The organism is Pseudomonas sp. 11/12A, from assembly GCF_000800055.1.
In the GTDB taxonomy this organism is placed as follows: domain Bacteria; phylum Pseudomonadota; class Gammaproteobacteria; order Pseudomonadales; family Pseudomonadaceae; genus Aquipseudomonas; species Aquipseudomonas mohnii.
Genome location: NZ_JUGV01000001.1, coordinates 354,921 through 379,064, shown reverse-complemented (window position 1 = coordinate 379,064; position 24,144 = coordinate 354,921). Strand labels below are relative to the sequence as shown.

The window sequence follows — 24,144 nt, the reverse complement described above, 5'->3', positions numbered from 1 at the left end:
CTCAATTAAACCAGAACGCCGGACTGGCGCATGGCCTGCCGCAGCGGTTCGTGACATTCGGCGCTGAGCCAGGTGAGCGGCAGACGGATGCCTTCCGGCATCAGGCCCATCTCATGCAGCGCCCATTTCACAGGGATAGGGTTGGATTCGATAAACAGGGTTTTATTGAGCGGCATCAGCTTTTCATGGATGGCGCGCGCCTTGTCGGCCTCGCCATTCAGCGCGGCGATGCACAGGTCGGCCATTTCGCGCGGTGCAACGTTGGCAGTGACCGAAATATTGCCCTTGCCGCCCAGCAGGATCAGCTCGACTGCGGTGGCATCGTCACCGGAGAGCACCAGGAAATCGCTGCTGACACCGTCGATGATGGCTTTGGCACGCTTGAGGTCGCCGGTGGCTTCCTTGATACCGATGATGTTCTTGACGGTCGACAGACGGATCACGGTTTCAGCCTGCATGTCGCAAGCGGTACGTCCGGGCACGTTATAGAGGATCTGCGGGATATCGACGGCTTCGGCGATCGCCTTGAAGTGCTGGTACAAGCCTTCCTGGGTCGGCTTGTTGTAGTAGGGAGTGACCAGCAGGCAGGCATCGGCGCCGGCGGTCTTCGCGTTGGTGGTCAGCTCGATGGCTTCACGGGTCGAGTTGGCGCCGGTACCGGCGATCACCGGAATGCGGCCATTGACCTGCTTCACTACGCGACTGATGACTTCGATGTGTTCGCTCACATCAAGAGTGGCCGACTCACCTGTCGTGCCGACCGCCACGATGGCGTGGGTGCCGTTTTGCAGGTGAAAGTCCACCAGTTTGCTCAGACTGTCCCAGTCGAGACGACCCTGTGCATCCATGGGTGTGACCAGTGCCACCATACTGCCCGCAATCATGCAACCGCTCCTGCCGGAAAAAGAGAGCGGTAATGGTACTGGCGCCAAGATGCTTGTACAAGCGAAGTACTGCGCTGCCGCCATTCCCCTGAGCGTCGCTTTTCGCTACCCTTCAGACTTTGATCGATACTGACAAGCTCATACGTCGGGTTTAAGCCTCCATTTTCGGCATCACAAGCCCCCATCCAGCGTTGCGGCCCCTCGCTCTTGCCATTGTGGAGCACGTTGCAACCTGTGCCTCGGGCTTTCTGAATTCGCATCCGCTGGCTCGCCCTGCTAAAACAAGCCGACAGAAGTATTGACCGCTCATCGCTTTAGGAATGCTGCATGTCCACCCCCACAGTTCGCGAACAATTCCTTGTCATCAGTGCCCTTGGCGCCAACCCCATGGAGCTGACTAACGTCCTGTGCCGCGCCAGCCATGAAAATCGCTGCGCCGTGGTTACCTCACGCCTGACACGCCACGGCGAGTGCAGTGCGCTTATCCTCGAAGTCTCCGGCAGCTGGGACGCCCTGGCACGCCTGGAAGGCAGCCTGCCCGTGCTGGCGAAACGGCACGCGTTCACCGTCAATGTAGTGCGCAGCGCAGCCCTGGAGAATCGTCCACAGGCTCTGCCTTACGTTGCATACGTCAGCTCGGCCTACCGATCGGACATCGTCAACGAGTTGTGCCAGTTCTTCATGGACCACAACGTCGAGCTGGAAAACCTGACTTGCGACACCTATCAGGCTCCGCAGACCGGCGGCACCATGCTCAACGCCACGTTTACCGTGACCTTGCCGGCCGGTGTGCAGATCAGTTGGTTGCGCGATCAATTCCTCGACTTCGCCGACGCGCTGAACCTGGATGCCCTGATTGAACCGTGGCGCCCACAAAACCCAATGTAAGGAAGCTTTCATGGCCGTTGCTATCGACCAACCGGTTGCCGATTTCGAAGCACCCGCCACCAGCGGGCAGACCGTCAGCCTCGCGGCCCTCAAAGGCAAGCAGGTGGTGATCTACTTCTATCCGAAGGACAGCACACCAGGCTGCACCACTCAGGGCCAGGGCTTTCGCGATCAGCTCGAAGCCTTCAAAGCCGCCAACACCGAGGTGTTCGGCGTGTCGCGCGACAGCCTGAAATCCCACGAAAACTTCAAGGCCAAGCAAGCATTCACCTTCGAGCTGATCAGCGACAAGGAAGAAGCGCTTTGCCAGCAGTTCGACGTGATCAAGCTGAAAAAGCTCTACGGCAAGGAATACATGGGCGTGGATCGCAGCACGTTCCTGATCGACAAGGCCGGCGTGCTGCGTCAGGAATGGCGTGGCGTGAAGGTGCCGGGGCATGTTGATGCGGTTTTAGCCGCTGCCCAGGCGCTGAACAAGGCTTGATTGTTTGACGCCTGCGCCGGCGCTCTCACTGGTCAGCCAGCGAAAGCGCCTTGGCGCCAACAGACAATTCGGTCATTAAAGCAGAGGCGCCACCACAGGCTCCTTGCGCGGCCAGGCATCCAGCACAGCCTTGAACAGGGTCGCCAGGGGAATCGCAAAGAACACCCCCCAGAAGCCCCACAGGCCACCAAACAACAGCACCGCGCAAATAATCGCCACCGGGTGCAGGTTGACCGCCTCCGAAAACAACAAAGGCACCAGCACGTTTCCGTCCAGGACCTGGATGATGCCGTAGACCGCCATCAAATAGATGAACTGATCGCTCCAGCCCCACTGGAACAGCGCAATCAGCAGCACCGGCACAGTGACCACCACGGCCCCGACATAGGGCACCACCACCGAGATGCCCACCAGCAGCGCCAGCAACGCCGCGTAGTTGAGCCCCAGCACGACGAAACCGATGTAGGTCGCGCCACCGCAGATGAAGATTTCGATGACCTTGCCGCGAATGTAGTTGGCGATTTGCCGGTTCATCTCATGGGCGACACGGGTGATCAACGCGCGCTCACGAGGCAAGTAACCGCGCACCCACAAACCAATCATCTCCCGGTCCTTGAGAAAGAAAAACACCAGAATCGGCACCAACACCAGATAGATCATGATATTGACCAGCAGCGGCAGGCTCGACAGCGAGAACGTCAGCGCCCACTGGCCGAACTTGCCGATCTCGCCCCGCGCCACTTCAATCGCCTGCAGCACCTGTTCGTCAGATACCAGATGCGGATAGCGTTCCGGTAGCAGCAACAACAGTGACTGCCACTTGGCGAGCATTCCCGGCAACTCGTTGAACAGCGTGATCAACTGATGCCAGAGCAACGGCACCACGACCACGATGAACACCAGCAGCACTCCCATGAACAACGCAAAGACCAACCCCACCGCAACCCCACCAGGTATACGAAGGCGTTCGAGGGTCACCACCAGGCCCTGCATCAAGTAGGCCAGCACCATCCCGGCCAGCACTGGCGCAAGCATGCCGCCCAGCGTGAGCACGGCGGTGAACGCCAGGAACAACAGGACGGCCAGAACCACGGCTTCTTCGTCGGAGAAGTAGCGCTGAATCCAGTCGCGTAACACCTTGAACATTAGAAATCCTTAAGAACAAACACAGCAGGTTTCAGGCTTTTTTCAACCAGTATCGGTAAACGCCCGCTTCATCCTCTTCGCGAAGCAACGTATGACCGGCCAATCGGACAAAGGTGCGGAAGTCGCGCTGTGAACCCGCATCAGTGGCAATCACCTTGAGCACTGCGCCACTGGCCATCCGGTTGAGTTCCATCTTGGCTTTGAGCAACGGCAATGGGCAATTCAAGCCACTGGCGTCCAGTTCAACGTCATGGGCTACAGCGTCGGTCATTGCATCACTCCTGGTCAGGTGGTTGAGCTGCCTAGAATATCTGGTCGCGGCGCTGGTGTCCGGCTACAGTAAGGTCTTTGTCGACTAAGGCTTTGTGCATGACTTTTTTGCGCCCTACCCTGCTGACGCTTGCTTGCCTGCTTGCCTCGCCAGGCTTCGCCGACGACCTGCCGTCACTCGGCGACGCCAGCTCTGCCATTGTCTCGCCGCAGCAGGAATACCAGTTGGGCCGTGCATGGCTGGCACTGTTGCGCAGCCAGGTGTCGCAGCTCAACGACCCGCAGCTCAAGGACTATGTGGAATCCAGCGTTTACCGACTGGTCGAGACCAGCCAGGTCAATGACCGGCGCCTGGAGTTCATCCTGATCAACAGTCCCCAGCTCAACGCCTTCGCCGCCCCGGGCGGGATTGTCGGGGTGAACGGCGGCCTGTTCCTCAACGCCCAGACCGAAGGTGAATACGCCTCGGTACTGGCTCACGAATTGGCTCACTTGTCACAACGTCACTTTGCCCGTGGCGTCGAAGCCCAGCAGCGCATGCAAGTCCCCATGATGGCCGCCCTGCTGGCGGGTATCGTGATTGCTGCGGCCGGTGCCGGCGACGCCGGTATCGCGGCCATTGCGGGTACGCAGGCGGCAGCGATTCAGGAACAGCGCCGGTTTTCGCGCCAGAACGAGCAGGAAGCCGACCGTATCGGCATCCTCAATCTGGAAAAAGCCGGCTACGACCCGCGCTCGATGCCGACCATGTTCGAGCGTTTGGGGCGTCAGTACCGTTATGACGCCAAGCCACCGGAATTCCTGCTGACTCACCCGGTCACCGAATCACGGATCGCCGACACCCGCAACCGCGCCGAACAAGCGCCAAAGGGTGGTATCGAAGACAGCCTTCGCTATCAACTGATTCGCGCACGGGTCCAGTTGTTCTATGAAGAAACCCCGGGCTTGGGTGCCAAGCGTTTCCGCGCCGAGCTGGATGAAAATCCAAAAAGCGATGTCGCTCGCTACGGCTTGGCCATCGCCCAGATCAAGGGCGGCCAATTGAACGAAGCACGGGAAAATCTCAAGCCACTGCTGGCCAAGTCGCCGAACGAGCTCATCTATAACCTCGCTCAGGTCGATCTGGACATCACCAACAACCGCCTGCCGGACGCTCAATCCCGAGTTGACCGCATGCTGACGCAGTACCCAGGCAATTACCCGCTGAATCAGGTGCGCGTCGACCTGTTGCTGAAACAGAACCGTGCCGCCGATGCCGAAAAGGCACTCGAAGGCCTGCTCAAGTCGCGGCCGGATGATCCGGACGTGTGGTATCAGGTTGCCGAGACGCGCGGTCTGTCAGGCAACATCATCGGTCTGCATCAGGCACGTGCCGAGTATTTCGCGCTTGTAGGCGACTATAAACAGGCCATCCAGCAACTGGATTTTGCCAAGCGCAAGGCTGGCAGCAACTTCCCGCTGTCGTCACGCATCGATGCGCGCCAGCGTGAGCTGATGGAGCAAGAACGCATGATCAAGGACATGATGGGCTGAGTGCCCGAAAAATTTCAGGCACAAAAAAACCGCCTCTTTCGAGGCGGTTTTTCATTCAGCTTACAACCGGATTATTCAGCCAGTTTGAAGGTGATGAAGCTGGCGCGACCTTGACGCAGAACCCGCATCGACACCGAACGGTTCTTCGGCAACGACTTGGCGATCTCCGTGAATTGCTTGGTCGATTCGATGGCCTGATTGTTCAGGTGAGTAATGACGTCTCCTGGCTGCAAGCCAATCATCGAAGCAGGACCATCCTGGACTTCCTTGATCACCACGCCGCCTTTGAGGTCGAAGGTTTTTTTCTGCTCATCCGTCAGCTCAACCACGGAAACACCCAGGCGATTACTGCTGCGCTCGATGCTGGATTTAGGCAGGCTGTCCAGCTCTTTGCCTTCCTCAGGAATGGCACCGACAGTCAGCTCGACGTTCTGGCGCTTACCGTCGCGAATCACCTCCAGCTTAGCCTTGGAGCCAGCTTTCAATGCGCCCACAAGGTGCGGCAGATCGGCAGACATGACGATCGGTTGACCGTTCATGCTCAGGATAACGTCACCGACTTGCAGACCACCCTTGGCAGCGGGGCCGTCGTCCTGGATCTGAGCAACCAGCGCACCGGCCGGTTTTTCCAGACCGAACGACTCGGCCAGATCCTTGTTCACTTCCTGAATCACGACACCCAACCAGCCGCGGCTCACTTTGCCGCCGCTTTTCAGCTGATTGGAAACGTCCATGGCCACATCGATAGGGATTGCGAACGAAACGCCCATGAAGCCGCCGGAACGGGTATAGATCTGCGAGTTGATCCCGACCACTTCACCGTTGAGGTTGAACAGCGGACCACCGGAGTTGCCCGGATTGATCGGCACGTCGGTCTGGATGAACGGCACGTAGTTTTCGTTTGGCAGGCTACGACCGACGGCGCTGACGATACCTTGGGTCACGGTATGGTCAAAGCCGAATGGCGAACCGATTGCCACGACCCACTGGCCAGCCTTCAAATCCTGGGATTTGCCCAGTTTCAAGACCGGCAGATCCTTGCCTTCGATTTTCAGCAGCGCCACGTCGGAACGCGGGTCGGTGCCGACCAGTTTGGCTTTCATTTCGCTGCGGTCGGACAGACGCACGAGAATTTCGTCGGCATCGGCGATCACATGATTGTTGGTGAGGATGTAGCCATCAGGTGAAATGATGAAACCCGAACCCAGGGATTGGGCTTCACGCTGACGATCGCCACGCGGTGAACGAGGCTGCTGCGGCATGCCCCGCTCGAAGAACTCGCGTAGCGCCGGCGGCAAGCCTTCCAGGTCAGGCATATCCTGGATCGACACTTTGCGGTCCGGCAGTTTTTGCGTGGTACTGATGTTGACCACCGCAGGCGATGCCTGTTCGACCAGCTGCGTGAAATCAGGCAATTCGACCGCTTGAGCAGCGACCGCCTGACCGAGCACCAGCACGGTGGCAAAAATGGAGAGGTAAGACTTCAAGCGTGGTATCGACATACGGCTCCCGTTACGACGAGCATGGTTAAGCGATATGGATCAAGGAACACCGAGAAAGATACGCCGGTATTTTTGTTCCGGGAACAACAAACAAGGCCAGAGCCGAGGGGTTCTGACTTAAAAAAAATTCACTGGATTTTGCAAATTGAAATGTTCACGAAACATTTCGATCTCGGCTCACTGCTTGGTTGCGGCGGCGTCACTGCGCATGGAAAGCGCAATCCGCTCAGCAGTGCCGACCGGAATTTCGCCGACTACCGTGACCATCATTCCGCCTTGCGGGGTGGTCAGGCTTCGGGAAACGGCAACGGTGGGTCCCAACTGCGTGCGGGTGTCAGTCACTGTCGCGCCGTTCAACGGCTCCAGGAACACCGAAAAACGCGCCAGACCATCGTCATACATCAAGCTGTTGACCTGGGTTTTGGTTTCCTGATCCTTGCGGGCCGAGCTGCTGACCAACTCGAAACCGGGAGGCAACCAGTCCGAATGCCAAGTTTGCGCCGCCTTCACAGAGGAAGCCTTGTCACTCTCGAGATTGACCGCCTTGCAATCTGCGCCTGGCTGCAACTCGGCGTCAGAAGGGACATCGACGGTATCCAGTTGCGTAAACTGGAATCGCTCAAGCAAGTGTCCTTTGTCATTCAGTAGCAATGACTTGAGAGGAAGGCCGGTTTCTTTATCCAGATGCAGTTCAAAACCATAGCGGTGTTGATCGCGTGGCGTCAGTGAAACGATCACCGCCGGTCGACCGGCCACGCGCGACTTGCCGATGACAGCAAGGTCATACCAATTCTTGAGCTTTTGAGGATCGAGGGCTCGAGCGGGAGAATTCGGGGAATCCCCAAGCCCGGCTATCAGGATGCCGCTGACGCATTGAGTATGCCCGTCAATGCGGACAACTTCCTGCGCGGAGCCATCCTGCTGGAGCAGGCGTTCATGGACCTTGCCCTCCTGGACGCGGTGCCAGATCTTATGGGTAGAAAAACTACCGTTACGCTCGTAGACAAAAGTACCCTGAAAGCTGTGCTGCTGCTCGGCCTGACCAAGACGGGTCAACCAGTCCTGAGCTTCATCGGCATGGGCTGGAACAATGAACCAGCCACTAAGCAGAAGCGTAAGTAGAGGTATGGCGCGCATGATCCTCCTTAACGGTTTTCCAGGCTTGCTGCACGAGCGTAAGGCAGAGCGCTCTCGGTACCTTTCATTGCAGCCTGTTGAGCATGTTGGCGCAAGTAGCCCGGCAGACGCTGATCGTGCCAGCCTGGTTGACCTTGCAATACGCCATTGGCCATGGGACCAGTAGCTTCCGAACTCTCATTGTAGCCTGCCAAAACGGCTGGGCCTTTAACTTGAGGAGCAATCAGGTTCTGTTGACTGGATTGCTGAGCCAGTTCGACGCCAGCGATCTCGTCCTGGTTGTACAGACGAACACCGGCCAGTACGGCAAGGGTTACCGAAGCCGCTACAGCCAGACGACCCAGGCTGCGCCATGGTCCGCGGGAGGCTTTAGCCGGCACGGCTTCATCAGCCAGAGCAGCAGATACGGCCGCAGCAATATCCAGGCGTGGAAGCAGCAGATCCTTGTGCATCACTGCCCGAGCGATTTGATAACGAGCCCAAGTATCACGGGTTTCAACATCGTCAAAGGCATTCAGTACCCGACGCAATTCCAACTCGTCCGCTTCGTTATCCATCACTGCGGACAGCGATTCCTGCAGGGCTTCACGACTCATGGCGTTCCTCTCTTGGCTGTCGCCGCTGTCTTCAGTTTTCCTGCAACAACGGCTGCAGGGCTTTATCGATGGCCTCCCGAGCGCGGAAAATCCGGGAGCGCACGGTACCGACCGGGCATTGCATGACGCTAGCAATGTCCTCGTAACTCAGACCATCGAATTCACGTAAAGTTAAAGCCGTACGCAAATCTTCTGGCAGTTGCTGAATGGTTCGATGGACGGTGCCTTCGATCTCATCCCGCAGCAAAGCTCGTTCTGGCGACTCGAGATCCTTGAGGCCATGATCGCCATCGTAGAACTCTGCGTCCTCGGAACTGACATCGCTATCCGGCGGCCGACGGCCGCGTGAAACCAGATAGTTTTTCGCCGTGTTAATGGCGATGCGGTAAAGCCACGTGTAAAACGCGCTGTCCCCGCGAAAATTTCCAAGTGCACGGTACGCCTTGATAAAGGCTTCCTGTGCCACATCCTGGGCTTCATGGGTGTCGTGCACAAAACGCACGATCAACCCGAGAATTTTGTGCTGGTATTTCAGCACTAGCAGATCGAAAGCACGCTTGTCGCCACGCTGAACGCGCTCGACCAGTTGCTGATCCTCTTCCTGGGTTAGCATGAACACTCCTCGATAAGCTCGAAGGAGGCTTGCATAACTAAACGACCGGACTTGCAAACATAGACTCGGGCTTTTCGCAAAAGTTCTCCCCCTCCAGGCAAGTTTCCTGCGGGCTCTCATTCGGCACGCACGAAAAGCGCAGCGCGAGATGGCCCGGCTGCGCAAATAATCTTGTCATCGGATTCGCTGGCAAGGACCCAACCGCGGTTCCTGCGCTGAAGCCGACACTGTCCCTTGAATCGGGCAACCGTCTATTGATCTTGGGCCTTTGGCAAAAGTTCCAAATATTTATAGCCGTGCCGAACCGACATTGTGCGACTGTGAATAGAAAAAGACTGTTAAATCCGCGATACAGTTCACTTGTCGCCGAATCGACGAAAAAAACATCCGACGAAGCGTCAGGTCTTTTCTGTCACGGTAGTTTCACAATGCCATATAGGCTCGGGTATTGTGCCGCTCCCCCTCTCTATATACTAGTGGGCTGCGCGGCTGCCTGACTCGCCTGTCCAGATGTCTGGCGCCTACCCCGACCCGGGTCGCTTTGAGCGGAATCCTGAAATGAGCCAACAGTTTCAACACGATGTTCTGGTAATTGGCAGCGGCGCTGCCGGCTTGAGCCTTGCGCTGACCTTGCCCGGTCATTTGCGCATCGCCGTACTGAGCAAAGGCGACCTCGCCAATGGTTCGACCTTCTGGGCGCAAGGCGGTGTTGCCGCGGTCCTCGACGACACCGACACCGTCGAGTCCCACGTCGATGACACCCTTAATGCTGGCGGTGGCCTGTGCCATGAGGACGCCGTGCGCTTTACCGTCGAACACAGTAAAGAAGCGATTCAATGGCTGATCGATCAGGGCGTGCCATTTACCCGCGATGAACAGTCAGGCACTGAAGATGGCGGATTCGAGTTTCACCTGACTCGCGAAGGCGGTCACAGCCACCGGCGCATCATCCATGCGGCCGATGCCACGGGCGCTGCGATTTTCAGGACGCTGCTCGCCCAGGCCAAGCAACGGCCGAACATCGAGTTGCTCGAGCAACGGGTAGCCGTCGATCTGATCACCGAAAAACGCCTGGGCCTCGAAGGCGATCGCTGCCTGGGTGCCTACGTGCTCAATCGCGGTACCGGCGAAGTCGACACCTACGGCGCACGCTTCGTGATTCTTGCCTCCGGCGGCGCGGCCAAAGTCTACCTCTATACCAGCAACCCTGACGGCGCCTGCGGTGACGGCATCGCCATGGCCTGGCGTTCCGGCTGCCGGGTGGCGAACCTGGAGTTCAACCAGTTCCACCCCACGTGCCTATATCACCCGCAAGCCAAGAGTTTCCTGATCACCGAAGCCCTGCGCGGCGAAGGTGCACACCTGAAACTGCCCAATGGCGAGCGTTTCATGCAGCGCTTCGATCCACGGGCCGAACTGGCACCACGGGACATCGTCGCCCGGGCCATCGACCATGAAATGAAAAGGCTTGGTATCGATTGTGTCTATCTGGACATCAGCCACAAGTCCGAAGATTTCATCAAGACGCACTTCCCCACCGTGTACGAGCGCTGCCTCGAGTTTTCCATCGATATCACCAAACAGCCCATTCCGGTAGTTCCCGCGGCGCACTACACCTGTGGCGGCGTGATGGTCGACCAGCAAGGTCGCACCGACGTGCCAGGGCTGTATGCGATTGGCGAAACCAGCTTTACCGGCCTGCATGGCGCCAACCGCATGGCCAGTAACTCGCTGCTGGAGTGCTTTGTGTATGCGCGCTCAGCGGCGGCGGACATCCTGGAACAATTGCCGAACGTTTCGGCCCCCGCCGCCCTGCCGGTCTGGGACGCGAGCCAGGTGACCGACTCCGATGAGGACGTGATCATTGCGCACAACTGGGATGAACTGCGGCGATTCATGTGGGATTACGTGGGTATCGTGCGCACCAACAAGCGCCTGCAACGGGCCCAGCACCGGGTGCGTCTGCTGCTGGATGAAATCGACGAGTTCTACAGCAACTACAAGGTCAGCCGGGACTTGATCGAGTTGCGCAACCTGGCCCAGGTGGCCGAGTTGATGATTCGCTCAGCCATGGAACGCAAGGAAAGTCGTGGCCTGCACTACACGCTGGACTATCCGAAGATGCTGCCGGTCGCGCTGGACACTATTCTGGTGCCGTCCACCTACGCCGGCTGAACTTGAGTCGAACCCGCAGGCGTCGGTGCAGATCCGCCGCCTGCGAATCCCGGGGCACGCAAACAGACCGGATGCGCCGCTCGCCCCGCAGACGAACCCGCAGCAGCACCACTAATGGCAGCGCGATACTGTCCGGACGAAGCTGCACCGCTTGCCATCCCGCCGCCCGGCTCCACAACTGCCAGCCATCGGCATCGCGACGCAAGCCGCGAAAGGCCTGCGCGTGGGTCAGCAGAATCTGGCGTGGCAATGCCCAAAAGGCGTGCAGCAGGCAGCAAAAGGCGCCGAGCAGACTGGCCCAAAGCGGAATAGCGAGAAAATAAAGCGAACCCAGCGCGAACAGCTGGGCCAACAGATACGCCGCCAGCAACTGCCGTGAGGCATGCCAGCGGCATTCGAAACCGTTACTTGGGCTGAACACGGTCCAGAATCATGCGGACCATGCGTTGAAGCTCCGGGTCTTCCGATTCGGCGCGCTCCATGAACCAGCCGAACATGTCCTGATCTTCGCATTCGAGCAACCTGACGTAGCAGTCGCGATCAACCTCGTTGAGGTGCGGATAAACCTCTCTTACAAACGGCACCAGCAACACGTCAAGCTCAAGCATGCCGCGGCGGCTGTGCCAGTAGAGGCGATTCAGTTCAACATCTTCGACCATGGAGCGCTCCTCAAATAGGCCGCAAGTATACAGCCCAACGCCCCGTAGAACAGTCGGCTTTGGTCGGGCACCGACGAACCTTTGTGAACTACCCATTTCAACAGCGCCCCCTTATCATGTCCGCCAGATTCTTTACCCTGCGATGACCCATGGCCGATTCTGCTTTTTTCTGCACGCTGTCTCATGAAGGTGTTCTGGCGGTCCGCGGCGCGGATGCCGGCAAGTTCCTGCAAGGTCAATTGACCTGCAACCTCAATTACCTGAGCGATACCCAGGCCAGCCTCGGCGCGCGTTGCACGCAGAAGGGCCGGATGCAGTCGAGTTTCCGCATTCTGCTCGAAGGTGACGGCGTGCTCATGGCCATGGCCAGCGAATTGCTGGAACCGCAACTGGCCGACCTGAAAAAGTACGCCGTGTTTTCCAAGTCCAAACTGACCGACGAAAGCGCTGCCTGGGTCCGCTTCGGCATCGATCATGGCGATGCCGCGCTCGGCAGCCTCGGCCTTGAACTGCCAGCGGAAACCGACCGGGTGGTGCGCAGTGACGGGCTGATCGCCATTCGTGTTTCACCCGATCGCGCCGAACTCTGGGTCAGCGCCGATCAAGCCGAGGCCATCAAGGGCAAGCTGTCCGCCCTGCTTGCCGAAGGCGACCTGAATCAATGGCTGCTGGGCCAGATCCGCGCAGGGATCGGCCAGGTGATGCCGGGCACCCGCGAGCTGTTCATCCCGCAGATGCTCAACCTGCAGGCTGTCGGAGGCGTGAGCTTCAAGAAAGGTTGCTACACCGGCCAGGAAATCGTCGCGCGGATGCAGTACCTGGGCAAACTCAAGCGCCGCCTGTATCGCCTGCAACTGGACGCCAGCGAACGGCCTGAACCTGGCACCCAGCTGTTTTCTCCGAGCCATGGCAGTTCAATCGGCGAAGTGGTACTGGCCGCCCATGGCGAACAACAGATCGAACTGCTGGCGGTGCTGCAAGCCGAAGCAGCGGAGGCCGGCGACCTTCACGTCGGCGCGGTCGACGGCCCTGCCTTGCACTTGCTCGATCTGCCTTATCAACTGGACCGCGACCGCGAAATCCAGCGTTAACCGCAGTACTTTTTTGCAACACCAAGAGAACAGAAATGAGTGAGTTGGCGGAAAAGGTCCAAAGGGATTTGGTTGAGGCCATCGATAACGATGACCTGGTTCTGCCAACACTTCCGGAAGTGGCACTGCAGATTCGCAAGGCGGCAGAGGACCCTGAAGTCAGTATCAGCGCCCTGAGCAAAGTCATTGGCCGCGATACGGCGCTGTCGGCGCGCCTGATCAAAGTGGTCAATAGCCCGCTGCTGCGCGCGACCCAGGAAGTTACCGAGTTGCACACGGCCGTCACTCGCCTGGGGATCAACTACAGCAGTAACCTGGCCATCGGCCTGGTCATGGAGCAGATCTTCCATGCCCGCTCCGAGGTGGTGGAACAGAAAATGCGCGAAGTCTGGCGCAAGAGCCTAGAAATCGCCGGTGTCAGCTATGCGTTGTGTCGCCACTGCACCCAGCTCAAGCCCGATCAGGCAGCCCTTGGCGGGCTGGTGCATCAAATCGGCGTCCTGCCAATCCTGACTTACGCCGAAGATCACTATGATCTGTTGTCCGACCCGATCAGCCTCAACCATGTGATCGACCATATCCATCCGCTGCTCGGCGACAAATTGCTCAGGGTCTGGGAGTTTCCGGACATGTTGGTGCAGGTGCCGAGGCTCTACCTGAACTTCAAGCGACGGTCTGATCAGATCGATTATGTTGATCTGGTGCAGGTGGCCAGCCTGTACTGCTGCAAAGACACCGACCACCCGTTTGCCTGCATCGACCCCTTCAGCGTGCCAGCCTTCAACAAGCTTGGGATCGATTACGACAACAAGACCCTGTGCGCCGATCTGGAAGAATCACGCTCGATGTTTTATTAAGCATCAATGCAATTCCTGTGGCGAGGGAGCTAGCTTCCTCGCCACACATGCTTGACTCACTCCCCGGCAATAAAACTCACCCGCACTTTCAACCCCGCGTGCTCACCATCATGCAGGCTGATCTGCGCCAGGTGCGCGCGGCAGATCTCGCCGACAATCGCCAGGCCCAACCCGGACCCGGCCACTTGCTGGTTACGTCGGTAAAAACGTTCGAACACGCGATCACGCTCATCGAGCGGAATGCCCGGCCCATCGTCCTCAACCTCCAGCACCGCCGGGGCCGAGACTCGCAAAATCACGTTGCCGCCCGGTGGCGTATGGGCCAGCGCGTTATCCACCAGGTTGCTCAACAGTTCGTTGAGCAAGGTCGGCTCACCCCGCATCCACACCGGTTCGTCCGCTTCCAGCGCCAGCGCCACGCCGCGCTTGTGGGCCAGTGGCGCCATGGCCATACCCAGGTCACGCGCCAGTTGACTGAGATCGAGCAGCTGCGCGCCGCCCTCGGCAATCGCCCGGGCGCCATTTTCGACCCTCGCCAGGGAGAGCAATTGATTGGCCAGATGGGTCAAGCGATCGGTGCCCTGGGCGGCGGTTTCCAGCGTACTGCGCCAGGTTTGCGGTTCGCTTGAACGCAGGCCCAGTTCGAGCCGCGCCTTGAGCGCCGCCAAGGGGGTACGCAGTTCGTGGGCGGCATCGGCGATGAATTGCGCCTGACGCTCGAACTGCCCGCGCAGGCGTTCGGTAAAGTGATTGAGCGCACGCACCAGCGGCCACAACTCATGCTGCACTTCCACCAATGGCAATGGCCGCAAGTCATCCGGCTGGCGTTCTTCCACCGCCGAGCGCAAGCGCTCCAGCGGGCGTAGCGCGGCACTGACCGCAAACCACACCACCATCAGCGCACCAATGGCCAGCATGCCAAGACGCAGCAACGTGTCGGTCGCCAGGCTGCGGGCCATGCTGACGCGCGCCTCGTCGGTTTCCGCCACGCGAATTTCCGCCATGCCATTCATGTTCGGTTCGCTGACCGGTTTGAGCAGACTCACCACGCGTACGTTCTGCCCTCGATAAGTCGCATTGTAGAAACGCGCCAACGCCGGATAGTCATCGGTGCGCGGTGTCCCCGGTGGAGGTGGCGGAAGGTTTTCGTAACCGGAAATCAGCTTCTGATTGATATCGTTGACCAGGTAAAAAATCCGCCCGGCACTGTCGTAAGCGAACGTGTCGAGCGCCACGTAAGGCACATCGGCGCTCAGCGTGCCGTCGCGCTGGGTCACGCCCGCCGCGATGGTCCGGGCCGAAGCGAGCAATGTCCGGTCATAAGCGGTGTCGGCCGCTTCGCGACCATTCCAGTAGGCACTCAAACCACTGGCCAGCATCAACACCACCAACAACAGCGCCAGGTTCCACAGCAACCGCCAGCGCAGGCTGCTGGGCTTATGCATCGCGACTTTCCAGCAAATAACCGAGGCCACGGAAGGTCACGATGGCAACCGGCTGACCGTCGAGCTTCTTGCGCAAGCGATGTACGTAGATTTCGATGGCGTCGGGGCTGGCTTCCTCGTCGAGGCCAAATACCTGGGAGGCCAATTGCTCCTTGCTCATCACCCGGCCGGGACGGGCGATCAAGGCTTCGAGCACCGCTTGTTCACGGGAGGTCAGGGTCAGCAGATCTTCGCCAAGGGTGAAACGGCGCGTGTCCAGGTCATAGGCCAGCACGCCGCAACGTTGCAGGCGCTCGCCACCGAGCACGCTACGCCGCAGCAGTGCCTTGACCCGGGCTTCGAGCTCGGTGAGTTCGAAAGGTTTGGCCAGGTAGTCGTCGGCCCCCAGATTCAGCCCATGGACCCGATCCTTGACGTCGCTGCGCGCGGTCAACATCAACACCGGCAGGTTCTTGCCCCGCCCGCGCAAACGCGCCAACACCTCGAAACCATCCATGCGCGGCAAGCCGACATCGAGGATCGCCATGGCGTATTCCTCGCTGCCCAGCGCCAGGTCGGCGGCCACGCCGTCGTGCAGCACATCCACGGTCAACCCGGTGCTCTTGAGCGCCTGGGCGACACTTTCGGCGAGCTGCAGATGGTCTTCGACGAGCAGGACACGCATGGATCTTTACCTCATTCAGGGATGGTCGACGCCATTCTTTGGCGCGGAGTTTACAGCGGCGTCCGCCACTGTGAAGCCTGAAAAACCGTGAAAGTCAGCTGAAAGGTTAACGAAAGGTTAGCCCGTTACAGTCCAGCCACGGACAGTTTCGACTGCCGTCGCTGCTGCCACACAGCGATACGAAAAACGCCTCGAAGCGTTTTCGACAAATAAAAACAATAAACGGAGTCATTCATCCATGCAGTCCTTGCAGACCCAGGCTATCGCGCCTGCCCGCCTCTCCCGTTTCAGCCACACTGCGCTTGCCAGCGCTGCCGCCCTGGCCGGTTTTTCACCGTTGAGCCAGGCCGCCTTCATCGAAGACAGCTCGGCCACTTTCGAAACCCGCAACATGTACTTCAACCGCGACTTTCGCGACGGTACCAGCGCCCAACAATCCAAGCGTGACGAGTGGGCCCAGGGTTTCATGCTCAATCTGAAATCCGGTTACACCGACGGCACCGTGGGGTTCGGTGTCGACGCACTGGGCATGATGGGGGTCAAGCTCGACTCAAGCCCGGACCGTACGGGGACCGGCCTGTTGCCGACCGACGATGGGCGCGCCGTCAACGAATACTCCAAGCTCGGCCTGACCGGAAAAATGAAGATCTCCGCCAGCGAGCTGAAAGTCGGCACCTTGATTCCGGAACTGCCCATCCTCAAGCCCAACGACGGGCGCATCCTGCCGCAGACCTTCGAGGGCGGCATGCTGACCTCCAGGGAAATCAAGAACCTGACCTTCACCGGCGGGCGCCTGGACAAGGCCAAGGATCGCGACAGCACCGACTTCGAGGACATTGCCCTCAACAACAAGAACAGCCGCTTCGCCGGCACGGTGGCCGGCAAACACTTCGATTTTGGCGGCGTGGACTACAAGTTCACCGACAAGATCACCGGCAGCTACCACTTCGCCCAACTCGATGACGTCTACAACCAGCACTTTCTCGGGCTGGTCGCTTCCAAGCCGTTCGGCCCCGGCACCTTTGCCAGCGACCTGCGGTTTGCCATCAGTGGCGACCAGGGCCAGGCCCGTGGCGGCAAGATCGACAACAAGTCCCTCAACGGACTGGTGAGTTACGCCTTGAGCGGGCACAAGTTCAGCGCCGGCTACCAGCACATGTCCGGCGACAGCGCGTTCCCCTATGTGGATGGCAGCGACCCGTACCTGGTCAACTTCGTGCAGATCAACGACTTTGCCGGCGCCGAAGAACGCTCCTGGCAGGCGCGTTATGACTTTGACTTTGTCACCCTCGGCATCCCTGGCCTCAGCTTCATGAGCCGTTACGTGAGCGGTGACAACATCAAGCTCAAGAACGGTGACGAAGGCAAGGAATGGGAACGCAACAGCGAGATTAAATATGTTGTACAAAGCGGCGCACTCAAGGATGTCGCCGTCCGCCTGCGCAATGCCACCTACCGTTCCAACTACTCCGCTCGCGATGCCGATGAAGTGCGTCTGCTGGTGAGCTATAGCGTTGCCCTTTGGTAATTCAGTAAGTCCATAACAACAACTCCCAAGGAGACTTGAATGAACCTGTCAATGCGTAAAATCGCCCTCGCCGCCAGCGTCCTGCTGTTCACCGGCCAGGCGCTCGCCGAGCCCAAACGCCCCGAATGCATCGCCCCGGCCTCGCCAGGGGGTGGTTTCGACCTGACCTGCAAACTGGCGCAAAGCGCGCTGGTCAACGAAAAATTGCTGACCAAACCGATGCGCGTGACCTACATGCCCGGCGGCGTCGGCGCGGTGGCGTACAACGCGGTCGTCGCCCAGCGTCCGGCCGATGCCGGCACCCTGGTGGCCTGGTCCAGCGGTTCGCTGTTGAACCTGGCGCAAGGCAAGTTCGGGCGTTTCGATGAAACCAACGTGCGCTGGCTCGCCGCCGTGGGTACCAGCTATGGCGCCATCGCGGTGAAAAGCGATTCGCCCTACAAGACCCTGGACGATCTGGTGCAGGCGTTGAAGAAAGATCCGAGCAAAGTCGTGATCGGTTCCGGCGGCACCGTTGGCAGCCAGGACTGGATGCAGACCGCACTGATCGCAAAGGCCGCCGGCATCAATCCGCGTGACCTGCGTTACGTCGCCCTCGAAGGAGGCGGTGAAATCGCGACCGCCCTGCTCGGCGGCCACATCCAGGTCGGCAGCACCGACATTTCCGACTCCATGCCGCACATCCAGAGCGGCGATATGCGCTTGCTGGCGGTGTTCGCCGACAAGCGTCTCGACGAGCCGGAAATGAAAGACATCCCGACCGCCAGGGAACAAGGCTACGACATCGTCTGGCCGGTGGTTCGCGGTTTCTACCTCGGGCCGAAAGTCAGCGATGAAGATTACGCCTGGTGGAAAGCGGCCTTTGACAAGCTGCTGGCGTCCGAAGAGTTCGCCAAGTTGCGCGATCAACGTGAACTGTTCCCGTTCGCCATGACCGGCCCCGAGCTCGACACCTACGTGAAGAAACAGGTGGCGGACTACAAGGTGCTGGCCAAAGAGTTCGGCCTGATTCAGTGATCGTCTCTGTCTAGCTAGCGGCTGCGGCTCCGGTTTGCGGGGCCGCGGCACAGGAGTTCCCCATGCTCTTACAACGCATTTTTGCATCGGTGCTGTTGCTGGCCTGTGTTGGCTTGGCGCTGATGGCCTGGCCGTATCAAGCGGCTTTTTCCTACGAACCGGTGGGTCCTCGGGCCTTTCCACTGCTGATGCTTGGCCTGATGAGTGCGGCGCTGCTGTACATGGTTTTTCGCCCGGCACCGATCAAGCACAGCGCTGACGAGCCGCCACTGGACCGCGCGACCCTGAACAAAATCGGCCTCTGCGTGGTGCTGTTACTGGTCTTCGCCGGCACCTTCGAACCCCTCGGTTTCATCGTCGCCAGCATCCTCACCGGCGTGCCGATGGCGCGCCTGTATGGCGGCCGCTGGCTGCCCAGTGTCGTGATCATCAGCCTGATGGCCGTCGGCCTCTACCTGCTGTTCGACAAGTTGATGGACGTGCCGCTGCCCCTTGGCGTGCTCGACGTTCTGGAGAACTGATATGGATACTCTTGGCTATTTGGGTCAGGGTTTCGGCGTGGCGCTGAGCCCGTACAACCTGGTGACCGCCCTCTGCGGCACCCTGATCGGCACGGTCGTGGGCCTGTTGCCGGGTCTGGGGCCGATCAACGGCGTGGCGCTGCTGATCCCGATCGCATTCGCCCTCGGCCTGCCACCGGAGTCGGCACTGATCTTGTTGGCGGCGGTGTACCTGGGCTGCGAATACGGCGGCCGGATCAGCTCGATCCTGCTGAACATCCCTGGCGAAGCCTCCACCGTGATGACCACCCTCGACGGCTATCCGATGGCCCGCAAAGGCCTGGCCGGTGTGGCCTTGTCGCTCTCGGCGTGGAGCTCGTTCATCGGTGCCTTCATCGCCACCTGCGGCATGGTGCTGTTCGCCCCGCTGCTGGCGAAATGGGCGATTGCCTTCGGACCGGCGGAATATTTCGTACTGATGGTGTTCGCGATTGTCTGTCTCGGCGGCATGGCCGGTGATCGTCCGCTCAAGACCTTCATCGCGGCGCTGATCGGCCTGTTCCTGTCGACCGTCGGCATCGACGCCAATAGCGGCGTGTACCGTTTCACCGGCGATAACATCCACCTGACCGACGGCATTCAATTCGTGGTGCTGGTGCTGGGCCTGTTCTCCATCAGCGAAATCCTCCTGCTGCTGGAAAAGACCCATCACGGTCAGGAAGCGGTGAAAGCCACCGGACGGATGATGTTCAACTTCAAGGAAGCGGCATCGGTGTTCGTGGTGAACATTCGTTGCGGCGTACTCGGCTTCATCATGGGCGTGTTGCCAGGTGCCGGTGCGACCCTGGCCAGTGCCGTGGCCTACATGACCGAGAAACGCATCGCGGGCGCCAAGGGTACGTTCGGCCAAGGCGATATGCGCGGCCTGGCCGCACCGGAAACCGCCATTGGCGGCGCAGCCTGTGGCGCACTGGTGCCGATGTTGACCCTCGGTGTGCCCGGCTCGGGCACCACGGCGGTGATGATCGGCGCACTCTCGCTGTACAACATCACGCCGGGGCCGCTGTTGTTCCAACAGCAACCCGACATCGTCTGGGGCCTGATTGCCTCGTTGTTCATCGCCAACGTCATGCTGGTCATCCTCAACATCCCGATGATCCGCATTTTCACGCGCATCCTCGCCGTGCCGAACTGGGCACTGGTACCGGTGATCGCCATCATTACCGGGATCGGCGTCTACGCGGTGCACGCGACCACGTTCGACCTGTTCCTGATGATCGGCATCGGCATCTTCGGCTACATCCTGCGCAAACTGGATTTCCCGTTGTCGCCCCTGCTCCTGGGCTTCATCCTCGGCGGCTTGATGGAGCAGAACCTGCGTCGTGCCCTGTCGATTTCCAACGGAGCGCTGGAAATCCTCTGGTCGAGCCCAATCACTTTCGGTTGCTGGGTCCTGACGGCGATCATGCTGTTGATGCCGATCATCCGTATCTGGCGTAAACGTTCGGCCGCGCAACGCGCCATCGCCGATGTCTGATCGGTTGCCCCTCAAAAACGGGTGGGGTACACCGCTGGTCGGCCTGCTGGGCGGTTACCTCGCCAGCCAGGTCGGCTGGCCGCTGCCATGGATGGTCGGCTCGTTGCTGGCGATCATCCTGGTGCGCTGCCTGACCTCCTGGCAATTGGCGGAAATCCCTGGCGGCCGCAAGTGCGGCCAGTGGATCGTCGGTATCGGCATCGGCCTGCACTTCACCCCGGTGGTGATGGAGCAGGTGCTCAGTCATTTCGGGCTGATCTTCTTTGGCGCATTGGTCACCAGCCTGTCCGCGGTGGTCGGGGTCTGGTTGATGCGGCGCACCGGTGAAGATCGAGCCACCGCATTCTTCTCCAGCATGCCCGGTGGCTCCGGGGAGATGGTCAACCTCGGCGCACGCAATGGCGCGGTACTCAGCCGCGTTGCCGCCGGACAAAGCCTGCGGGTACTGGTCGTCGTGCTTTGTGTACCGGCGGCGTTCAAGTATTTGTTGGGCGACGGCGCACCGGTCTCCCAAGCCACCGCCGTGGACTGGCGCTGGCTGGCCTTGCTGTTCCCGGCAGGCGCGTTGGCGGCGTGGCTCTGGGAACGCCTGCGTCAACCCAACCCTTGGCTGTTCGGCCCGTTATTGGTGAGCGCGGCAGTGAGCATTGGTTGGGATTTGCACATCGGCCTGCCCCAGGGTGGCAGTCAGATCGGTCAGTGGCTGATCGGCAGCGGCCTGGGTTGTCACTTCAATCGGGAGTTTTTCCGACGCGCGCCATCGTTCATGGGCCGCACCCTGATCGGCACGGTGCTGACCATGCTGATCGCCACGGCGGCGGCATTGGGCTTGAGTGCGCTGACCCGTCTGGATCTGCGTTCACTGACCCTGGGCATGATGCCTGGCGGAATTGCCGAGATGAGCCTGACGGCGGAAACCCTGCAACTGTCGGTGCCACTGGTGACGGCGATGCAGGTGATGCGGCTGTTGTTTGTGCTGTTTCTGGCGGAGCCGTTGTTCCAGTATTGGAACCGCAAGCCCGAGTGATACCGAGTCACTGTGGCGAGGAAGCTTGCTCCCTCGCCCAAAATGCCCTCAGCCTTCCTGAACCGGCGGCAGACGCCACTCGATCGGCGTCTCGCCGTTCTGTTCCAGGAACTTGTTGGTCCGACTGAAGTGCCCGCACCCGAGGAAGCCACGATAAGCCGACAACGGTGACGGGTGTACCGACGTCAGGACCAAATGCTTGGTCGCATCGATCAGCTTCTGCTTGCTCTGGGCATGGGCGCCCCACAGCATGAACACCAGATGCGGCTGCTGCTGGCTGACGACTTCAATGATCCGGTCGGTAAAAAACTGCCAGCCCTTGTCCTTGTGCGCATTGGCATTGGCGCGCTCGACCGTCATGGTGGTGTTGAGCATCAACACGCCCTGATCGGCCCAGCTCTGCAGATAGCCGTGGTTGGGGATGTCGATGTTCAGGTCACGCTTCAACTCTTTATAGATGTTCACCAGCGATGGCGGCGCCGGGACACCCGGTTGCACCGAAAAGCACAAACCGTGCGCCTGGCCCGGACCGTGGTAGGGGTCCTGGCCGAGGATGACGACCTTGACCTTGTCCAACGGCGTCGAGTTGAGCGCGTTGAAAATCATCGGGCCCGGTGGATAGATTTCCTTGCCGGCCGCCCGCTCCTCTTGCAGGAATTTTCGCAACTCCGCCATGTAGGGCTGGTCGAACTCAGCACGCAGCGCCTCCTTCCAGCTCGGTTCGAGTTTGATACGGTCGTCAGCAGTCATGGTCATATCCGGTAAAAACAATGGGGCGAACCCTAAGAAGGCCCACCACGCTTGTCAATTGATCTGACGCAGATCCGGCACTTTCCCACACAACGATCATACTTAACCCTCAAATTCCCGATCGAGGTCACGATGAATCTGCACTTCGAAGAACTCACCGGCACCGACGGCGCGCGCATCGGTATCGCCAGCCTGGATGCCGAAAAGTCGCTGAACGCCCTGTCCTTGCCGATGATCAAGGCCTTGCGCGTTCAACTGGACGCCTGGGCCAACGAGCCGCAAATCGTCTGCGTATTGTTGCGCGGTAACGGCGCCAAGGCTTTTTGCGCCGGCGGCGAAGTGCGCAGCCTGGTCGAAGCCTGTCGCGCCCATCCCGGCGAAGTGCCACCCCTGGCCGCGCAGTTCTTTGCCGCGGAGTATCGCCTGGACTTCAGCCTGCACACCTACCCCAAACCCTTGATCTGCTGGGGCCATGGCTATGTGCTTGGCGGCGGCATGGGCCTGCTGCAAGGGGCGAGCATTCGCATTGTCACGCCAAGCAGTCGCCTGGCGATGCCGGAGATCAGTATTGGCCTGTACCCGGATGTCGGAGCCAGTTGGTTCCTGTCACGCCTGCCCGGCAAGCTCGGCTTGTTCCTTGGCCTGACCGGCGCCCACATGAACGCGCGTGATGCGATCGATCTGGACCTGGCCGACCGTTTCCTGCTCGATGAACAGCAAGAGGCACTGATCGAAGGCTTGTTGCAATTGAACTGGCAGGAACAGACGCCGAGGCAGCTCAACAGCCTGCTCAAGGCCTTGCAGCAGCAAGCCGTTGCGAAGATGCCCGAAGCCCAATGGTTGCCGCGGCGCCAGCGTATCGATGAGCTGTTGGATGTTAGTGATGTGGGGTGCGCCTGGAAGGCCATCAGCACGCTGCGCGATCACTCGGATCTGCTGCTCAGCCGCGCGGCGCGGACCCTGAGCGAAGGTTCGCCGCTGACTGCGCACCTGGTATGGGAACAAATCATCCGTGCGCGGCATATGTCACTGGCTCAAGTCTTCCAGATGGAATACACCCTGAGCCTCAATTGCTGTCGGCATCCGGAATTCAGCGAAGGCGTGCGTGCACGGTTGATCGACAAGGATCAAAAGCCTCACTGGCACTGGCCCGATATCAACAACGTACCGAAGGCCGTGGTGGAGGCGCATTTCCACAAGGTTTGGGAGGGTCGCCATCCGTTGGCGGATTTGTCGGAGTATTAAACAAAACTGTGGGGGGCGAGCTTGCTCGCGATGGTGGGTCTGTCACCGCGGTGGCGACTGATCCTCCATCGCGAGCAGGCTCGCTCCTACAGGGAATTTCGTTTAAGCCGCCGGATTAACGGTGGTCACCCCGGCCGTCGTGATTGCCCCGACCGTTATGGTCGCCTCGGTCGTCGTGATTGTGGTTGCGGCCGCCACCACGGTGATCATTGTCCCAATTGCCGCGGTTACGGCCGTCCCAGCCGCGATTCTGATACGCCCGGTAGTCGGCCCGCGACGGCTGGTAGTACCGCGGAGCCGGTTGATAGATCCGCGGTTGCGAGTAATAGCGCGGGGTTGGCTGGTAGTACCGCGCAGGCGGGGCGTAATACCGTGCCGGTGGCGAATAGTAACCACCGCCATTGGAATAATAGGAACTGCCGCCGGCGTAATAGGTCGGTGCTGGCGAGCTATAGACCTCGGAACTGTAGTAACCGGCTCCTCCATCGGGATAAGCCACGCATCCACCCACGGACAATCCCAACACTGCAATCAGTAGAATTCGGCGCAGCTTTTTTTGATAGAGCATGGCGGCCTCCTGGACCGCGGGTGAGCCA

Annotated in this window: 25 protein-coding genes; 12 read left to right on the top strand and 13 right to left on the bottom strand. The window is 59.8% G+C overall.

All coding sequences use genetic code 11. From position 1 onward, the window contains the following. Positions 1–5 precede the first annotated feature (5 nt). Positions 6–884 (bottom strand): 4-hydroxy-tetrahydrodipicolinate synthase, encoded by an 879-nt coding sequence (dapA, locus tag GQ39_RS01800; protein ID WP_047526790.1) that lies wholly within the window; start codon positions 882–884, stop codon positions 6–8. A gap of 327 nt (positions 885–1,211) precedes the next feature. Between dapA and GQ39_RS01795 the strand changes: the two genes are divergently transcribed. Further along, positions 1,212–1,772: a glycine cleavage system protein R gene (locus GQ39_RS01795; RefSeq protein ID WP_047526789.1), complete on the top strand. Its 561-nt coding sequence runs from the start codon at positions 1,212–1,214 to the stop codon at positions 1,770–1,772. 10 nt (positions 1,773–1,782) lie between these two features. Further along, positions 1,783–2,256 carry a peroxiredoxin gene (locus tag GQ39_RS01790; protein WP_047526788.1) on the top strand — a complete coding sequence of 158 codons (474 nt, stop codon included), beginning with the start codon at positions 1,783–1,785 and terminating at the stop codon, positions 2,254–2,256. Between the two features lie 75 nt (positions 2,257–2,331). Here GQ39_RS01790 and GQ39_RS01785 read toward each other — a convergent pair whose 3' ends face one another. Continuing rightward, complete coding sequence (locus GQ39_RS01785) at positions 2,332–3,402, bottom strand: AI-2E family transporter (protein WP_047526786.1); 1,071 nt, start codon at positions 3,400–3,402, stop codon at positions 2,332–2,334. Positions 3,403–3,433: 31 nt separating this feature from the next. Further along, positions 3,434–3,673 carry a sulfurtransferase TusA family protein gene (locus tag GQ39_RS01780; RefSeq protein ID WP_047526784.1) on the bottom strand — a complete coding sequence of 80 codons (240 nt, stop codon included), beginning with the start codon at positions 3,671–3,673 and terminating at the stop codon, positions 3,434–3,436. Between the two features lie 98 nt (positions 3,674–3,771). Between GQ39_RS01780 and GQ39_RS01775 the strand changes: the two genes are divergently transcribed. Further along, a complete protein-coding gene (locus GQ39_RS01775; RefSeq protein WP_047526783.1) occupies positions 3,772–5,205 on the top strand; it encodes a M48 family metalloprotease in 1,434 nt (477 codons plus the stop codon). Between the two features lie 71 nt (positions 5,206–5,276). On the opposite strand, the gene GQ39_RS01770 is transcribed toward GQ39_RS01775, so the two are convergent. The 4 genes from GQ39_RS01770 to rpoE all read right to left on the bottom strand — a co-directional run bounded on the left by GQ39_RS01770 (position 5,277) and on the right by rpoE (position 9,053). Continuing rightward, positions 5,277–6,707: a DegQ family serine endoprotease gene (locus tag GQ39_RS01770; RefSeq protein ID WP_047526781.1), complete on the bottom strand. Its 1,431-nt coding sequence runs from the start codon at positions 6,705–6,707 to the stop codon at positions 5,277–5,279. A gap of 177 nt (positions 6,708–6,884) precedes the next feature. Beyond that, a complete protein-coding gene (locus GQ39_RS01765) occupies positions 6,885–7,844 on the bottom strand; it encodes a MucB/RseB C-terminal domain-containing protein (RefSeq protein WP_047526780.1) in 960 nt (319 codons plus the stop codon). Between the two features lie 8 nt (positions 7,845–7,852). After that, complete coding sequence (locus tag GQ39_RS01760) at positions 7,853–8,440, bottom strand: sigma-E factor negative regulatory protein (protein WP_047526779.1); 588 nt, start codon at positions 8,438–8,440, stop codon at positions 7,853–7,855. Between the two features lie 31 nt (positions 8,441–8,471). Further along, entirely contained in the window at positions 8,472–9,053 is a 582-nt protein-coding gene (rpoE, locus tag GQ39_RS01755) for an RNA polymerase sigma factor RpoE (RefSeq protein ID WP_003172477.1), read from the bottom strand. A gap of 558 nt (positions 9,054–9,611) precedes the next feature. Here rpoE and nadB point away from each other — a divergent pair. Then, the gene (nadB, locus tag GQ39_RS01750; protein WP_047526765.1) at positions 9,612–11,228 is read left to right on the top strand and encodes an L-aspartate oxidase; all 1,617 of its coding nucleotides are present in this window, start codon (positions 9,612–9,614) and stop codon (positions 11,226–11,228) included. On the opposite strand, the gene GQ39_RS01745 is transcribed toward nadB, so the two are convergent. Together GQ39_RS01745 and GQ39_RS01740 are read right to left on the bottom strand one after the other, a co-directional pair. Further along, a complete protein-coding gene (locus GQ39_RS01745; protein WP_047526762.1) occupies positions 11,197–11,649 on the bottom strand; it encodes a protein YgfX in 453 nt (150 codons plus the stop codon). The genes nadB and GQ39_RS01745 overlap by 32 nt on opposite strands. Then, positions 11,633–11,887, bottom strand: coding sequence for an FAD assembly factor SdhE (locus GQ39_RS01740; RefSeq protein WP_047526760.1), 255 nt, complete (start codon positions 11,885–11,887; stop codon positions 11,633–11,635). Before GQ39_RS01740 ends, GQ39_RS01745 begins: the two co-directional genes overlap by 17 nt. Positions 11,888–12,036: 149 nt before the next feature. Here GQ39_RS01740 and ygfZ point away from each other — a divergent pair, with 149 nt between their 5' ends. Both ygfZ and GQ39_RS01730 read left to right on the top strand, forming a co-directional pair. Continuing rightward, positions 12,037–12,978 (top strand): CAF17-like 4Fe-4S cluster assembly/insertion protein YgfZ, encoded by a 942-nt coding sequence (gene ygfZ / locus GQ39_RS01735; protein ID WP_047526758.1) that lies wholly within the window; start codon positions 12,037–12,039, stop codon positions 12,976–12,978. Positions 12,979–13,013: 35 nt separating this feature from the next. Further along, complete coding sequence (locus GQ39_RS01730; protein ID WP_047526756.1) at positions 13,014–13,835, top strand: HDOD domain-containing protein; 822 nt, start codon at positions 13,014–13,016, stop codon at positions 13,833–13,835. Between the two features lie 56 nt (positions 13,836–13,891). Here the strand turns inward: GQ39_RS01730 and GQ39_RS01725 are convergent, their stop codons facing one another. Beyond that, positions 13,892–15,280 carry a sensor histidine kinase gene (locus tag GQ39_RS01725; protein WP_047526754.1) on the bottom strand — a complete coding sequence of 463 codons (1,389 nt, stop codon included), beginning with the start codon at positions 15,278–15,280 and terminating at the stop codon, positions 13,892–13,894. Beyond that, positions 15,273–15,944: a response regulator gene (locus GQ39_RS01720; protein WP_047526753.1), complete on the bottom strand. Its 672-nt coding sequence runs from the start codon at positions 15,942–15,944 to the stop codon at positions 15,273–15,275. Before GQ39_RS01720 ends, GQ39_RS01725 begins: the two co-directional genes overlap by 8 nt. 238 nt (positions 15,945–16,182) lie before the next feature. Here GQ39_RS01720 and GQ39_RS01715 point away from each other — a divergent pair, with 238 nt between their 5' ends. The 5 genes from GQ39_RS01715 (at position 16,183) to GQ39_RS01695 (ending at position 21,553) form a co-directional block, all read left to right on the top strand. Then, positions 16,183–17,472 carry an OprD family porin gene (locus tag GQ39_RS01715; protein WP_047526752.1) on the top strand — a complete coding sequence of 430 codons (1,290 nt, stop codon included), beginning with the start codon at positions 16,183–16,185 and terminating at the stop codon, positions 17,470–17,472. A 39-nt stretch (positions 17,473–17,511) separates the two neighbouring features. Next, positions 17,512–18,489: a Bug family tripartite tricarboxylate transporter substrate binding protein gene (locus GQ39_RS01710; RefSeq protein WP_047526751.1), complete on the top strand. Its 978-nt coding sequence runs from the start codon at positions 17,512–17,514 to the stop codon at positions 18,487–18,489. Between the two features lie 62 nt (positions 18,490–18,551). Next, positions 18,552–19,010, top strand: coding sequence for a tripartite tricarboxylate transporter TctB family protein (locus tag GQ39_RS01705; protein WP_047526749.1), 459 nt, complete (start codon positions 18,552–18,554; stop codon positions 19,008–19,010). A 1-nt stretch (position 19,011) separates the two neighbouring features. Further along, positions 19,012–20,526: a tripartite tricarboxylate transporter permease gene (locus GQ39_RS01700; protein ID WP_047526747.1), complete on the top strand. Its 1,515-nt coding sequence runs from the start codon at positions 19,012–19,014 to the stop codon at positions 20,524–20,526. Continuing rightward, positions 20,519–21,553, top strand: a complete 1,035-nt coding sequence (locus tag GQ39_RS01695; protein WP_047526746.1) for an AbrB family transcriptional regulator — start codon at positions 20,519–20,521, stop codon at positions 21,551–21,553. Before GQ39_RS01700 ends, GQ39_RS01695 begins: the two co-directional genes overlap by 8 nt. A gap of 48 nt (positions 21,554–21,601) precedes the next feature. Here the strand turns inward: GQ39_RS01695 and ung are convergent, their stop codons facing one another. Further along, a complete protein-coding gene (ung, locus tag GQ39_RS01690) occupies positions 21,602–22,303 on the bottom strand; it encodes a uracil-DNA glycosylase (protein WP_047526744.1) in 702 nt (233 codons plus the stop codon). Between the two features lie 132 nt (positions 22,304–22,435). Between ung and GQ39_RS01685 the strand changes: the two genes are divergently transcribed. After that, positions 22,436–23,548, top strand: a complete 1,113-nt coding sequence (locus tag GQ39_RS01685) for an enoyl-CoA hydratase/isomerase family protein (RefSeq protein ID WP_047526743.1) — start codon at positions 22,436–22,438, stop codon at positions 23,546–23,548. A gap of 115 nt (positions 23,549–23,663) precedes the next feature. Here the strand turns inward: GQ39_RS01685 and GQ39_RS01680 are convergent, their stop codons facing one another. Then, positions 23,664–24,116, bottom strand: coding sequence for a hypothetical protein (locus GQ39_RS01680; RefSeq protein WP_047526742.1), 453 nt, complete (start codon positions 24,114–24,116; stop codon positions 23,664–23,666). Positions 24,117–24,144: the final 28 nt, after the last annotated feature.

Excerpts from the sequence above, each read along its gene's own strand:
- dapA (WP_047526790.1), bottom strand. The coding sequence starts at position 884 with ATGATTGCGGGCAGTATGGTGGCACTGGTCACACCCATGGATGCACAG.
- GQ39_RS01795 (WP_047526789.1), top strand. The coding sequence starts at position 1,212 with ATGTCCACCCCCACAGTTCGCGAACAATTCCTTGTCATCAGTGCCCTT.
- GQ39_RS01790 (WP_047526788.1), top strand. The coding sequence starts at position 1,783 with ATGGCCGTTGCTATCGACCAACCGGTTGCCGATTTCGAAGCACCCGCC.
- GQ39_RS01785 (WP_047526786.1), bottom strand. The coding sequence starts at position 3,402 with ATGTTCAAGGTGTTACGCGACTGGATTCAGCGCTACTTCTCCGACGAA.
- GQ39_RS01780 (WP_047526784.1), bottom strand. The coding sequence starts at position 3,673 with ATGACCGACGCTGTAGCCCATGACGTTGAACTGGACGCCAGTGGCTTG.
- GQ39_RS01775 (WP_047526783.1), top strand. The coding sequence starts at position 3,772 with ATGACTTTTTTGCGCCCTACCCTGCTGACGCTTGCTTGCCTGCTTGCC.
- GQ39_RS01770 (WP_047526781.1), bottom strand. The coding sequence starts at position 6,707 with ATGTCGATACCACGCTTGAAGTCTTACCTCTCCATTTTTGCCACCGTG.
- GQ39_RS01765 (WP_047526780.1), bottom strand. The coding sequence starts at position 7,844 with ATGCGCGCCATACCTCTACTTACGCTTCTGCTTAGTGGCTGGTTCATT.
- GQ39_RS01760 (WP_047526779.1), bottom strand. The coding sequence starts at position 8,440 with ATGAGTCGTGAAGCCCTGCAGGAATCGCTGTCCGCAGTGATGGATAAC.
- rpoE (WP_003172477.1), bottom strand. The coding sequence starts at position 9,053 with ATGCTAACCCAGGAAGAGGATCAGCAACTGGTCGAGCGCGTTCAGCGT.
- nadB (WP_047526765.1), top strand. The coding sequence starts at position 9,612 with ATGAGCCAACAGTTTCAACACGATGTTCTGGTAATTGGCAGCGGCGCT.
- GQ39_RS01740 (WP_047526760.1), bottom strand. The coding sequence starts at position 11,887 with ATGGTCGAAGATGTTGAACTGAATCGCCTCTACTGGCACAGCCGCCGC.
- ygfZ (WP_047526758.1), top strand. The coding sequence starts at position 12,037 with ATGGCCGATTCTGCTTTTTTCTGCACGCTGTCTCATGAAGGTGTTCTG.
- GQ39_RS01730 (WP_047526756.1), top strand. The coding sequence starts at position 13,014 with ATGAGTGAGTTGGCGGAAAAGGTCCAAAGGGATTTGGTTGAGGCCATC.
- GQ39_RS01725 (WP_047526754.1), bottom strand. The coding sequence starts at position 15,280 with ATGCATAAGCCCAGCAGCCTGCGCTGGCGGTTGCTGTGGAACCTGGCG.
- GQ39_RS01720 (WP_047526753.1), bottom strand. The coding sequence starts at position 15,944 with ATGCGTGTCCTGCTCGTCGAAGACCATCTGCAGCTCGCCGAAAGTGTC.
- GQ39_RS01715 (WP_047526752.1), top strand. The coding sequence starts at position 16,183 with ATGCAGTCCTTGCAGACCCAGGCTATCGCGCCTGCCCGCCTCTCCCGT.
- GQ39_RS01710 (WP_047526751.1), top strand. The coding sequence starts at position 17,512 with ATGAACCTGTCAATGCGTAAAATCGCCCTCGCCGCCAGCGTCCTGCTG.
- GQ39_RS01705 (WP_047526749.1), top strand. The coding sequence starts at position 18,552 with ATGCTCTTACAACGCATTTTTGCATCGGTGCTGTTGCTGGCCTGTGTT.
- GQ39_RS01700 (WP_047526747.1), top strand. The coding sequence starts at position 19,012 with ATGGATACTCTTGGCTATTTGGGTCAGGGTTTCGGCGTGGCGCTGAGC.
- GQ39_RS01695 (WP_047526746.1), top strand. The coding sequence starts at position 20,519 with ATGTCTGATCGGTTGCCCCTCAAAAACGGGTGGGGTACACCGCTGGTC.
- ung (WP_047526744.1), bottom strand. The coding sequence starts at position 22,303 with ATGACTGCTGACGACCGTATCAAACTCGAACCGAGCTGGAAGGAGGCG.
- GQ39_RS01685 (WP_047526743.1), top strand. The coding sequence starts at position 22,436 with ATGAATCTGCACTTCGAAGAACTCACCGGCACCGACGGCGCGCGCATC.
- GQ39_RS01680 (WP_047526742.1), bottom strand. The coding sequence starts at position 24,116 with ATGCTCTATCAAAAAAAGCTGCGCCGAATTCTACTGATTGCAGTGTTG.